Below are 12,386 nucleotides of genomic sequence, written 5' to 3'. Positions count from 1 at the left end.
CCACCCGGCATGACGAGGGTTAAGCTGGTAGCGATTTCAGCAGCGCGAAGGCCTCCTTCATTCTGTCTTCGCTGACGACAAAGGCGCGCATCTGACCGTCGGTATCGGTGCCGCGCGCCACCATGCCCTGAGGCGAAAGGACAATCTCCCAGTCCAGATCCTGACGCTGCGTTTCACCTGCGAGATGCAGCGGTAGTTCCGGCGTTTTTACCTTCACCAGCATGGCGGGTAATTTCACCGGGGCGTTGCCGCCGAGCAGATTTTTCGCCAGGAACATGGCGCTTAACTGAATCGGTTGCAGGAACGGCAGCACCTGGCCGTTAATTTCCGCGCAGTCGCCCAGGGCATAAATGTCCGGCTGGGTGGTTTGCAGGTAGCTGTCCACCTTCACGCCGCGATTGATCTCTGCGCCCGCGCGGTGCGCCAGCGCGGTTTCCGGGCGCAACCCCGTCGCCGCAATAACCACATCCACTTCAACGCTGCGGTTGCGGTCGAGCGTCGCACAAATGCCGGTTTCGGTTTTGCTCAGGCTCTGTAACTGCGATTTCAGCAGCAGATGCACGCCCATGTCGGTCAGACGATGCTGTAAGCGACTGCTTACTTCTGCTGGCATCAGCGCTGACAGAATGCTGGCCGCGTGGTCAACCAGGGTGACGGATTTTCCCGCCCGGCAGAAGTCCATCGCCAGCTCGGTGCCAATCAGTCCGCCGCCGACAATCATCACCCGCGTGGCGTCGCGTAACAGGGTCTCGCTGGCCTGATACTCCTGCTGGCTGTTGAGCGTGACCATCAGCTCGCGGCCCTCAACCGGCGGCACAAACGCCGATGCCCCCGTCGCCAGCACCAGTTTGTCGTACTGCCAGGTTTTATCTTTCGCGTTCACCACGTGGGCGTCGGCGTCGATATCGGTGACCCAGGTGTACGGAAACAGACGCAGGTTAAACTGTTCGGCAAACTCCCCCGCCGTCTGGCGGGTGAGATCGTCGGCGCGCTGATTCTGGCTAATAACGTGGCTTAAATCAGGCTTGTTGTACTCATCCATGCTGTCGGCGGCGATCACCGTCAACGGCACGTTAGCATCCTGTTTGCGGATATTTTTCACCAGCTGGCGGGCGGCAAAGCCCGAGCCGATAATGACGATGCCGTGGCTCATTTTGCCTCCGTTGCCAGTTCATCAAAGACGTCTTTCCCGAGGGAACATTCCGGGCAGAGGAAGTTGTCCGGTACCTCGCTCCACGGCGTACCCGGCGCGACATCCTGCAACGGCTCGCCCAGCTCAGGATCGTAAATCCACTGGCAGACGCTGCACTGCATGCAAGGGCCGAGGTCGGCAGCGGCAGGAGCGGCTTCTGCTACAGCTTCCGGCGTAACCGCCGCGTCGGGTGCGGTTTCCGGCAGCGGCGCAAGCGCCCACTGGCGGGCAATGTCGCGACCGTGCTGACGACAGATTTCCAGCGCGTCGAGATCCGGACGCCATTTCGCCTTCAGGCTCAGGGACATCTCAAAACCGGCATCCTGTAAACGGGTGGAGAGACGGTCTACCGCGCCGCCGCTCCAGCCGTGTGAACCAAAGGCGCTGGCGCGTTTGTTACGAAAGCGCAGGCCGGTCATCTCTTCCACCAGTCCGGCAATTTTCGGCATCATCACGTTATTCATGGTGGAGGTACCCACCAGCACGCCTTTGGAGCGGAAGACGTTGGTCAATACCTCATTCTTATCGCTGCGCGCCACGTTGAAGATTTTCACCGCCACGTTCGGGTCAACTTCGTTGATGCCCTGGGCAATGGCGTCCGCCATCATGCGGGTGTTGTTGGACATGGTGTCGTAGAAGATGGTGATGCGATCTTCCTGATAGTCCGCCGCCCACTTCAGGTACAGTTCGACGATCTGGGTTGGATTTTCACGCCATACCACGCCGTGGGAGGTGGCAATCATATCCACCGGCAGGTTGAAGCCGAGGATCTCGGTGATTTTTGGCGTGACCAGGCGGCTGAACGGGGTCAGGATGTTGGCGTAGTAGCGCTGGCACTGTTCGAACAGCTCGGTCTGATCCACTTCGTCGTTGAACAGACGTTCGTCACAGTAGTGCTGGCCGAAGGCGTCGTTACTGAACAGCACCGCGTCACCGGTCATGTAGGTCATCATGCTGTCCGGCCAGTGCAGCATTGGGGTTTCCACGAAGATCAGCTGTTTGCCATTGCCGATATCCAGCGTGTCGCCGGTTTTCACGGTGTGGAAGTTCCACTCCGGATGGTGGTGGTGGCCGTTGATGGAGTCAATGGCGTTGGTGGTGCAGTAGATCGGGGTATCCGGAATGTGGGACATCAGCTCGGTCAGCGCCCCGGCATGATCCTCTTCCGCGTGGTTGATGATAATGTAGTCGATCTCATTCAGATCGATTTCGCTGCGCAGGTTCTGCACGAACTCGCGGCTGAATTTGTGATCGACGGTATCGATCAGGACGTTTTTACCTTCACGAATGAGATAGCTGTTGTAGCTGCTGCCGCGCAGCGTTTTGTATTCCGTCCCGTGAAAATCACGTACTTCCCAGTCACGTTGACCCACCCAATGAATGTTATTTTTAACCAGAATAGACATAGCAACCTCAACTTAATACGGCGTTTTCAAATAAGATGACTGTCATATATCAAGTTGCGTGCCAACTTTTTAACTTGTTGAAAATAATGTGTTTTCGTTTCAACGCCCCCTAATGGGTAGTCATTTTGACTATCTTAAAAATTGTCAATATGACACTATGTATTGTCAAAATGACAGTGAGGCAGAGATGAGCTTTTCCGTAGATGTGCTGGCGAAGATCGCCATAGAACTGCAAACCGGTATTGGTCATCAGGACCGCTTTCAGCGGCTGATCTCCACGTTGCGCCACGTGCTGGATTGCGATGCGTCGGCGCTGCTGCGTTACGAAGGGCGGCAGTTTATTCCGCTGGCTATCGACGGTCTGGCGAAGGACGTACTCGGGCGGCGCTTTACCCTGGAGGGCCACCCGCGTCTGGAAACCATCGCCCGTGCGGGTGACGTGGTGCGTTTCCCGGCAGACAGCGATCTGCCCGATCCTTACGACGGCCTGATCCCCGGACAGGAGAGCCTGAAGGTGCACGCCTGTATCGGCCTGCCGCTGTTTGCCGGGCAGAACCTGATTGGCGCGTTAACCCTCGACGGCATGTCGCCTGATCAGTTCGATACCTTCAGCGATGAAGAGCTACGGCTGATTGCCGCGCTGGCGGCCGGGGCGCTGAACAACGCCCTGCTGATAGAACAGCTGGAGAGCCAGAATATTCTTCCGGGTAGCCCGACGGCGTTTGAGCAGGTGGCGCACACCGAAATGATCGGCCTTTCGCCGGGCATGGCGCAGCTCAAAAAAGAGATTGAGATTGTCGCCGCGTCTGATTTGAACGTGCTGATCTTCGGGGAGACCGGCACCGGTAAAGAGCTGGTGGCAAAAGCGATCCACGAAGCCTCGCCCCGTGCGGTGAATCCGCTGGTCTATCTCAACTGCGCGGCGTTGCCGGAAAGCGTGGCGGAAAGCGAGCTGTTCGGACACGTCAAAGGGGCCTTTACCGGGGCGATCAGCAACCGCAGCGGCAAGTTCGAAATGGCTGATAACGGCACGCTGTTCCTCGATGAAATTGGCGAACTCTCCCTTTCGCTTCAGGCCAAACTGCTGCGGGTGTTGCAGTATGGCGATATTCAACGCGTGGGAGACGATCGCAGCTTACGCGTGGATGTGCGCGTGCTGGCGGCGACGAACCGCGATCTGCGCGAAGAGGTGCTGGCGGGGAATTTCCGCGCCGATCTGTTCCACCGTCTGAGCGTGTTCCCGCTCACGGTGCCGCCGCTGCGCGAGCGGGGCGAGGATGTGGTTCTGCTGGCGGGCTTTTTCTGCGAACAGTGTCGGCTCAAAATGGGGCTTTCCCGCGTGGTGCTAAGTCCCGGCGCGAGGACGCACCTGCTGAGCTACGGCTGGCCGGGTAACGTGCGTGAACTGGAACATGCGATCCACCGCGCGGTGGTGCTGGCGCGGGCAACGCGTTCGGGGGATGAAGTGGTTATTCATGCGCGCCATTTCGCGCTGCATGAGGAAACGATGCCGCCCGTGAAGCCGGTGATACCTGAGAGCGTGAACGAAAACCTGCGCGAGGCGACGGATGCGTTCCAGCGTCAGATGATCGCCCGCGCGCTGGAGCAGAATAACCGCAGCTGGGCGGCGTGCGCGCGGGCGCTGGAGATGGACGTCGCCAACCTTCACAGGCTGGCGAAACGTCTGGGGCTGAAGGGTTAAATAATCCCCGCCTGGTAGAAGTCTTGCAGGTTGATCGCGCCGCACAGCCTGCCGTGCTCGTCCACCACCGGCGCGGCGGTGATTTTGCGCTTCATCAGCACCTCTTTGGCTTCAATCGCGCGGCTGTCGGCATTCAGCGTCAGCCCGCCCTGGGTCATTGCTTCGGATACCCGCGCCTCCAGCTTGCCGCCGCCCACCAGCCAGCGGCGCAGGTCGCCGTCGGTGAAGACGCCCTTCACCTGGCGGTCATTGTCGCATACCGCAACCAGCCCCAGCCCGGTGCGGCTCAGCTCCAGCATGGCGTCCATCACGCTGGTGTCGAGTTTGACCTGAGGAATGGCATCGTCCGTGCGCATCAGGTGGTGAACTTTGTTGAGCAGACGAGCCCCAAGCGCGCCCGCAGGATGGGAACGGGCGAAATCTTCCTCATTAAAACCGCGCGCCTGCATCACCGCCATCGCCAGGGCGTCACCCATCATCAGCGTGTTGACGGTGCTGGAGGTCGGTGCCAGGTGCATCGGACAGGCTTCGCGCTCAACGGAAATATCCAGCGTTGCTTTCGCGGCCAGCGCCAGCGGCGAACGGGATTTGCCGGTCATCGCTAACAGGGCCACCGATTTTTCTTGCAGGCGAGGGATGATGAGATCCAGCTCTTTGGCTGAACCGGAGTAGGAGATAAACAGCATCACGTCGCGGCTTTCGATCATCCCCAGATCGCCGTGCAGCGCTTCGGCAGGATGCACGAAGAACGCCGGGGTGCCGGTGCTGGCAAGCGTCGCGGCAATCTTCTTGCCGATATGACCGGATTTACCGATACCCGCCACGATCACTTTGCCCTCGCAGTGGATAATGGTGTTGGCTGCACGAACAAAATCCTCACCCAGACGTTCCGGCAGGCGGCTGGCTTCCTGTAGCTCCAGCAGCAGGGTCTGACGGCCTGCGTTTAACAGAAAATCACTCATTTTTCTCTCCGGTTACGATCACGTCGATGCCCTTCGCTTCCAGCGCTTTTTTAAATGCCGGATCGATACCTGCGTCGGTAATCAGCTTATCGACGCTTTCAAGGCTACAGACAATGTTGGGGCTTTTACGGCCAAACTTCGACGAGTCCGCCATCAAAATCACTTCCCGCGCGGCGTTGCACATCGCTTTGCTGACGCTGAACACCTCGTTGAAGGTGGTCACGCCCGCGTTGAGGTCGATGCCGTCCGTGCCCATAAACAGCTTATCGAAGCTGAAGTGGTCGAAGGCATTCTCCGCCAGCTGCCCGTGAAACGACGCCGATTTTTTACGAAAGGTGCCGCCGGGCATCAGGATGGTCTGCTCGCTGTCGAACTCTGACAGGGCATTGACGATGTGCAGGCTGTTGGTCATCACGGTGATGTTATTAAAGCGGCTGAGCAGCGGGATCATCTGTAGGACGGTACTGCCTGCGTCGAGGATAATGGAATCGCCGTCCTGGATAAATTTGACGGCGGCTTCGGCAATCAGCGCTTTCTGGTGAGTATTGATCAGCGTTTTGTGGTCGATAGGCGGGTCGGCTTCGTCTTTATTGAGCACCACGCCGCCGTAGGTACGAATGACGGCGCCGGAGTTTTCGAGCAACACCAGGTCCTTGCGTATTGTCGTGCCGGTGGTGTCAAAGTAGTGGGCCAGATCCTCTACCGAGCACTTTCCCTGCTTTTGCAGATGCTCAAGTATGGCCGCCTGCCGCTGACGTGGTTTCATAGGCGCTTCGTTCCTTACGTTGCGAAATGATAATTCCGCAAGTTTATAACTTTCACAACGAAATTATCCATGTTTCAGATTAAGCGCTAATGATAGTGCATTCTGACAGAGTGAATCATGGGGGAAGATCACATCAGGTTGTAATTCATGCAGCGAAATGCCGTCGATCGCCTGGATTTTGGTCGGACGGGCAAACACCGTTACGCCGCGCATGATGAGGGAATCGCAAACCATATTGTTTTCATCCAGCGCAACAGCGACGACAACCCGCGGTTTGAAGCGTCCCCCGGAACGCCCGACGCCCACGCGTCCCTTCTGACACAGGGCATCAAAGGCGCGGTTAAACTGACGGATTTGCCAGCCGCCAAACGCCATCTGGCAAAGCCAGGCGAGGGCGGCGACGGTGATGAGTGCAGTGACCATATCGGCTCCTTAACTGCCGGGTGCGTCTTACCCGGCCTACGGGGATTGTAACCCCGGTAAGCGCAGCGCCACCGGGGAATGAACTCAGAACATCACCTGCCCACCGGTAACGTTAATCGACTGCCCGGTGCAGTACGAGGCTTTCGGGCTGGCGTAAAACAGCAGCATGTTCAGCACGTCCTGATAATCGCACCCGCGCTTCAGCGGCACTTTGTCGATGTAGTACTGTTCGACGTCCTCTGCTTTGATGCCAAGTTTGGCGGCATACTGCGGCAGCAGGGACTGGAACATCGGGGATTTCAGCAGATTACCCAGCATCAGCGCGTGCACGGTTATGCCGTATTCGGCCAGATCCAGCGCCAGAGACTGCGTCAGCCCGACGCCGCCAAACTTCGCCGCGCTGTAGCCGGAGTTGTGCTTGCTGCCCACTTTCCCCGATTTTGAGTTGATCTGAATGATGCGACCCTGAATACCGTCGCGGATCATCAGACGGGAAAATTCGCGGGCGCAGAGGAAATAGCCCACCAGATTCACCTGCAACGAGCGATCAAAATCCCCCAGTTCGAAATCGCTGATAAAGGCCGCTTTCGCAATCCCCGCGCTGTAGACCAGCAGATCGGTGCGACCAAAAATCTCATCCACGCCGCGGGCCAGCGCCATCACGCTCTGCTCGCTGGTGGCGTCGGCGCCAAATCCATACGCCATCCCTTCGCCAAATTCGGTGTTGATGGCGTCCGCTACGCGGGCGGCTTTCTCACTCTGAATATCCACGACCGCCACGCGGTAGCCCTCTGCGGCAAGCCCATGGCAGAGGAACTCGCCTAAGGTTTGTCCCCCACCAATGACAACGGCAACCTGACTCATGTGTCTCTCCTTTATTACGAAATAAATTTTAACGTGCAGCCTGGGGTGACAGCCTGCGGAACCGGCCCCTCAACGTGAACCGTGCCGGGATACTCCGCCCGCGGCTGGCCGTCGAAACGCAAGGTGATGTGCCCCAGCTCGCGCAGGTTTTGCTCGGCGACGTCACCGACGGCGGTTACGGCATAGCGCGCCTTGCCCAGCTCCAGCTGGCCACCGGCCTTCAGCTCGCCGTTTAACTCGCCGTGGCAGTGGATAAAGCAAAACTCTTCGATATCTGCCGGGGCGCCTTCGCGGAAGGTGATCAGCATCTGGTCGCTCAGCGCATCGGCCGCGCTCTGGCCGATGCGGGTAATGGTGGTCTGGTAAATCACGGTCATGGCAGGAACCTCTTATTGATAAATAAAGCCGGAGACAAACCAGGCAATTAGCACCGTTGGCGCGCCCGTCAGGAAGCGGCTCACCAGCACGGAGGGGACGCCCACGCGCACGGTCTCCTGGCGCGCTTCCGCCAGCGACAGCCCGACGGGGATGAAGTCGCACGCCGCCTGAGCGTTAATGGCAAACAGGGCGGGCAGGGCGAGGTGCGGGGGAATATTCCCCAGACCAATCTGCACGCCAATCAGCACGCCGATGACCTGGGCAATCACCGCGCCCGGGCCAAGAAACGGCGACAGCAGCGGGAAGGAGCAGATCAGCGCCAGCGTCACCAGGCCGAGCGGGTGGCTGGCGAGCGGGGCGAGGCCGTGGGCAATCCAGTCGCCGAGGCCGGAGGCCATGATGATGCCGATCAGCGCCGAGACGAACGCCATAAACGGCAGAATGGTTTTCAGCACCGTGTCGATGGTGTCGCGCCCGGACTGAAACAGCACCGCCACGGCGGACCCCATCCCCATCCCGACCTTCGCCAGCAGGCCGTCGCTCTGCTCGGTGATTTTTTTGCTGGTGTCGTAGTCGCGCGGGGATGCTTTTTGCGGCGCGGGTGTGCCATTCACCAGCGTGATGTTGTCCTCCTTCACGCCCGAGACATAAATGTCCTCAAGGATGTACTGCGCCAGCGGGCCTGATTTGCCCGTGGAGTGAATATTCACCGTCGGAATGCGGCGCTTCGGGTAGATGCCGCAGCGCAGGGTGCCGCCGCAGTCGATTACCGCCACGCCGATTTCCGCTTCCGGCGGCTCACCCTCTTTGAAGCCGTCGACTGCTTCCCAGCCGGTCAGCTCGCGCAGCGTGTCGACGATCGCCGGGCGCGTGCCCGCGGTGATGTAGACGATCTTTTTGCCTTCGGTAGCGTCGAACTCCAGCGGGCCGCCCCAGCCGCCCGTGCCTTTCTCTATGCGGATCCGGTTCATACTGTGGCTCCCGAAAGCTGGACTTTCTCATCAAGCTGAATGCCCATTTTTTTCTCAAAAATGGCGGTAGTGAGGTCCGTTACCCAGCCGCGGAAGAAGTTGGTCACCAGGCCGACCAGCAGATAGCTCACCGCCAGCGGGCCGAGCGGCAGTCCCAGCGTAGTGAGACCGCTGGCAATCCCGAGGTAAACAAACAGCTCGCCGGGGTTAATGTGCGGGAACAGGCCGTTCATTGAATGGCAGCTGTAGGAGGCGGCGGCGTAATAACTCGGCTTGTACTTCTCTGGCATAAAGCGGCCGAGGCTTAAGGTCATCGGGTTGCAGAACACAAAGGTGCCGATGAAGGGCAGGATCAGATAGCGGGACAGCGGATTGCCGGCACAGCGCTGGGCGAAGCGTTCAATACGCTGCTGGCCGATAAAGTTAATCAGGGCGTTCATGATCACCAGCAGGCTGATCAGCAGGGGCAGGATCCCGGTCACCATGCCGGTGAATACCTCGCCGCCTTTCTGAAACAGCCCGATGAACCACTCGGCGCCGTGGGTGATGGTTTCTATCATTCTTCTCTCCTGTAGGGCGTTTGTTTTTGTCTATCTGCGGCTAATAATAATCACTTTGAAAGGTTTTAAAGTGTTAATCAGATCTCACAATGAAAGAAAAATGTATTATTTTGAAAGTTTATTGGTGAGGTGAATAATTTTTGGTGGAAAAAAGCACGGATTTGCGTCGGGGAGGTGCGTACCGCTTCCTTGAGGAGTTGGGGATGCTTTACCATACTGGGTTCTTACCGAACTCGTTAAATGGATGCCACATGTTCAAGCGTCGTTATGCAGCGCTGTTGCCTGCGCTTATTCTCCTGTCCGCCTGTAGTAGCAAACCCAAGACCGAAGCCGCTCAGCCAACGGCGGGCGCGCCTTCCGGAGGATTCCTGCTGGAGCCGCAGCACAATATGATGCAGATGGGCGGCGACTTCGCGAATAACCCTGCGGCCGAACAGTTCATCGATAAAATGGTGAGCAAGCACGGTTTTGACCGCCAGCAGCTGCATGCCATTTTGTCTCAGGCGAAGCGTCTGGACTACGTGCTGCGCCTGATGGACAGGCAGGCGCCGACAGCCCAGGTGCCGACCGGGCCAAACGGCGCGTGGCTGCGCTATCGCAAACAGTTTATTACCCCGGACAACGTGCAGAATGGCGTGGTGTTCTGGAATCAGTATGAAGACGCCCTGAACCGTGCGTGGCAGGTCTATGGCGTGCCGCCGGAGATCATCGTCGGTATTATTGGGGTCGAGACCCGCTGGGGACGCATTATGGGTAAAACCCGCATCCTTGATGCGCTGGCGACGCTCTCCTTCAACTACCCGCGCCGCGCCGAGTATTTCTCTTCCGAGCTGGAAACCTTCCTGCTGATGGCGCGAGACGAACAGGACGATCCGCTCGATCTGAAAGGGTCGTTCGCCGGGGCAATGGGCTACGGCCAGTTTATGCCGTCCTCCTATAAGCAGTACGCGGTAGATTTTAACGGGGATGGTCACATCAACCTGTGGGATCCCGAAGACGCCATTGGCAGCGTGGCCAACTACTTCAAAGCGCATGGCTGGACGCCGGGCGGCCAGGTGGCGGTGCAGGCGAACGGCGAGGCGTTTGGTCTGGAAAACGGATTTAAAACCAAATACAGCGTGGCGCAGCTGGCAGCGGCAGGCTTAACGCCGTCGCAGCCGCTGGGCAATGTTGACCAGGTGAGCCTGCTGCGCCTGGATGTCGGAACCGGTTATCAGTACTGGTTCGGGCTGCCGAACTTCTACACCATTACCCGCTACAACCACAGCACGCACTATGCGATGGCGGTGTGGCAGCTGGGGCTGGCGGTGTCTCAGGCGCGTGTGCCGGCAGCGTCACCGTTTAGCCAGTAAGTTACCCTGACGGGTAGGCCGGGTAAGGCAACGCCGCCACCCGGCATGGCTGCCCGCACCCTGACCCTCTCCCACGGGAGAGGGAAGTTTGCAGAAACATTTCGCCACACTCCCATTTCACTCCCACCGTTTACATCTTAACCGTCTTTCATTATTGTTATGTTATAACATTATTTTTGAATTGAGATATCCATGTCCCTGTTTTCTCTCTCATCCCCGGTTCGGCTGCTGCTGGCGCTGGTGCTCATTCTGTTTCTCGGCCTGGCCGTGCGCTGGGCGGTGGCGTTGCCATGATCGTGATGAACGACCTGGTGGCGGGTTACGATCGCCAGCCCGTTACGCGCGCGCTGTCCGGCGTGATTGAACGCGGGAGCATGACCGCTATCGTCGGGGCCAACGGCTGCGGCAAATCCACGCTGCTGAAAACGCTCGCCGGCTTTATTCCGCCCGTCAGCGGTACGTTTCGCTGGCAGGGGAGACGTCCGGTGGTGGGCTGGCTGGCGCAGCGTCACGCGCTGGAGGCGCAATTTCCTCTGACCGTGCAGGACGTGGTGAGTATGGGCTGCTGGCCAGCAATCTCACTGTTTGCCGGTTTTCGTCGGGATACCCGCATGCGCATTGCCGGCGCGCTGGAGCGCGTGGGGCTGGAGTCCATGGCGTTCTCTACCATAGATGAACTTTCCGGCGGCCAGTTTCAGCGCATGCTGTTTGCCCGCGTTTTGGTGCAGCAGGCGCCGCTGGTGATGCTGGATGAGCCTTTCACCGGCGTCGATGAAGCGACCTGCAACGTGCTGATGGATCTGATGCTGGAGATGTATATCCAGGGGCAGACCCTGCTGGCGGTACTGCACGACAGCGAACGCGTCTCGCGCCACTTCCCACAAACGCTGCGGCTGGATGCTGATACGCCGCACTGGAAAACCGAGCGGGTGAGGGTGGCATGATCTGGCATCTCTTCTTCCAGCCGTTTATTGAGTACGGCTTTATGCGGCGCGCGCTGGTGGTTTGCCTGGCGCTCTCCGTCAGCACCACTGCGCTGGGCGTATTTCTTCAGCTGCGTCGGATGAGCCTGATGGGGGACGCCCTTTCTCACGCCATTTTGCCGGGTGTCGCGGTGGGCTATCTGCTCAGCGGGATGTCGCTGCTGGCAATGACTGTCGGCGGGTTTATTGCCGGGATCGCCGTTGCGCTGGTGGCCGGGCTGGTCAGCCGCCGCACGCCGCTTAAAGAGGATGCCAGCTTCGCGGGGTTTTACCTGGGCTCGCTGGCGCTGGGCGTCACGCTGGTGTCGCTGCGCGGTTCAAATGTCGATCTGCTTCATCTTCTGTTTGGCTCCATTCTCGCCGTGGATAGCGCGTCAGCCCTGTTCGTGACGGGCGTTTGCATGTTCACGCTCCTCACGCTGGCGATTTTTTATCGGGGGCTGGTCAGCGAAGCGTTTGATACCGCGTGGTTGCAGGTGAACGCGCGCTGGCTGCCCGGGATGTTACACGGTCTGTTTCTGGCGCTGCTGGTGCTCAACCTGGTAGCCGGTTTTCAGGTGCTCGGCACGCTGATGGCCGTCGGGCTGATGATGTTACCCGCCGTGGCGGCACGCTGCTGGGTGCGCACACTGCCAGGGTTACTTTTGATGGCGGGTATCAGCGGTATTTTTTGCGCGTGGCTGGGCTTAAGCCTTTCCTGGGCAGTGAGTCTGCCCGCCGGGCCCTCCATTGTGCTGACCGCCAGCGCATTGTTCTTTATTTCAGTTTTATTTGGCACGCGCAGCAGGCTGGCGGATAGCCTGCGGGCGCTTTTTTAACGCAAGGGG

13 protein-coding genes are annotated in these 12,386 nt (G+C 58.9%); 4 read left to right on the top strand and 9 right to left on the bottom strand.

Going from position 1 to position 12,386, the window contains the following annotated elements; all coding sequences use genetic code 11:
• Positions 1–19 precede the first annotated feature (19 nt).
• Together norW and norV are read right to left on the bottom strand one after the other, a co-directional pair.
• Positions 20–1,153, bottom strand: coding sequence for an NADH:flavorubredoxin reductase NorW (gene norW, locus O1721_RS21620; RefSeq protein WP_015571680.1), 1,134 nt, complete (start codon positions 1,151–1,153; stop codon positions 20–22).
• The gene (gene norV, locus O1721_RS21615; protein WP_032649290.1) at positions 1,150–2,598 is read right to left on the bottom strand and encodes an anaerobic nitric oxide reductase flavorubredoxin; all 1,449 of its coding nucleotides are present in this window, start codon (positions 2,596–2,598) and stop codon (positions 1,150–1,152) included. Before norV ends, norW begins: the two co-directional genes overlap by 4 nt.
• A 187-nt stretch (positions 2,599–2,785) precedes the next feature.
• Between norV and norR the strand changes: the two genes are divergently transcribed.
• On the top strand, positions 2,786–4,300 hold the full coding sequence (gene norR / locus O1721_RS21610; protein ID WP_017382788.1) for a nitric oxide reductase transcriptional regulator NorR: 1,515 nt from the start codon (positions 2,786–2,788) through the stop codon (positions 4,298–4,300).
• On the opposite strand, the gene gutQ is transcribed toward norR, so the two are convergent.
• The 7 genes from gutQ to srlA all read right to left on the bottom strand — a co-directional run bounded on the left by gutQ (position 4,297) and on the right by srlA (position 9,224).
• Complete coding sequence (gene gutQ, locus O1721_RS21605; protein WP_015571677.1) at positions 4,297–5,262, bottom strand: arabinose-5-phosphate isomerase GutQ; 966 nt, start codon at positions 5,260–5,262, stop codon at positions 4,297–4,299. The two genes, norR and gutQ, sit on opposite strands and share 4 nt — an antisense overlap.
• Positions 5,255–6,028, bottom strand: coding sequence for a glucitol operon DNA-binding transcriptional repressor SrlR (gene srlR, locus O1721_RS21600; RefSeq protein ID WP_015571676.1), 774 nt, complete (start codon positions 6,026–6,028; stop codon positions 5,255–5,257). The genes gutQ and srlR overlap by 8 nt, the downstream gene beginning before the upstream one ends.
• 63 nt (positions 6,029–6,091) lie before the next feature.
• Positions 6,092–6,451 (bottom strand): transcriptional regulator GutM, encoded by a 360-nt coding sequence (gene gutM, locus O1721_RS21595; RefSeq protein ID WP_015571675.1) that lies wholly within the window; start codon positions 6,449–6,451, stop codon positions 6,092–6,094.
• An 84-nt stretch (positions 6,452–6,535) separates the two neighbouring features.
• Positions 6,536–7,315 (bottom strand): sorbitol-6-phosphate dehydrogenase, encoded by a 780-nt coding sequence (srlD, locus tag O1721_RS21590; protein WP_017382786.1) that lies wholly within the window; start codon positions 7,313–7,315, stop codon positions 6,536–6,538.
• Positions 7,316–7,329: 14 nt separating this feature from the next.
• Positions 7,330–7,692: a PTS glucitol/sorbitol transporter subunit IIA gene (gene srlB, locus O1721_RS21585; protein WP_017692786.1), complete on the bottom strand. Its 363-nt coding sequence runs from the start codon at positions 7,690–7,692 to the stop codon at positions 7,330–7,332.
• A 12-nt stretch (positions 7,693–7,704) separates the two neighbouring features.
• On the bottom strand, positions 7,705–8,664 hold the full coding sequence (srlE, locus tag O1721_RS21580) for a PTS glucitol/sorbitol transporter subunit IIB (protein ID WP_023295318.1): 960 nt from the start codon (positions 8,662–8,664) through the stop codon (positions 7,705–7,707).
• Positions 8,661–9,224, bottom strand: a complete 564-nt coding sequence (gene srlA, locus O1721_RS21575; RefSeq protein WP_015571673.1) for a PTS glucitol/sorbitol transporter subunit IIC — start codon at positions 9,222–9,224, stop codon at positions 8,661–8,663. Before srlA ends, srlE begins: the two co-directional genes overlap by 4 nt.
• A 251-nt stretch (positions 9,225–9,475) precedes the next feature.
• Here srlA and mltB point away from each other — a divergent pair, with 251 nt between their 5' ends.
• The 3 genes from mltB to O1721_RS21560 all read left to right on the top strand — a co-directional run bounded on the left by mltB (position 9,476) and on the right by O1721_RS21560 (position 12,377).
• Positions 9,476–10,576 carry a lytic murein transglycosylase B gene (gene mltB / locus O1721_RS21570; RefSeq protein WP_015571672.1) on the top strand — a complete coding sequence of 367 codons (1,101 nt, stop codon included), beginning with the start codon at positions 9,476–9,478 and terminating at the stop codon, positions 10,574–10,576.
• Positions 10,577–10,866: 290 nt separating this feature from the next.
• Positions 10,867–11,520, top strand: a complete 654-nt coding sequence (locus tag O1721_RS21565) for a metal ABC transporter ATP-binding protein (RefSeq protein WP_032649285.1) — start codon at positions 10,867–10,869, stop codon at positions 11,518–11,520.
• Entirely contained in the window at positions 11,517–12,377 is an 861-nt protein-coding gene (locus tag O1721_RS21560) for a metal ABC transporter permease (RefSeq protein WP_015571669.1), read from the top strand. The genes O1721_RS21565 and O1721_RS21560 overlap by 4 nt, the downstream gene beginning before the upstream one ends.
• Positions 12,378–12,386 lie beyond the last annotated feature (9 nt).

This window comes from Enterobacter cloacae complex sp. HYC033_NIDB (assembly GCF_056673335.1).
Note: the sequence above shows the minus strand (reverse complement) of the source record. Positions and strands in the feature narration are given on the sequence as shown.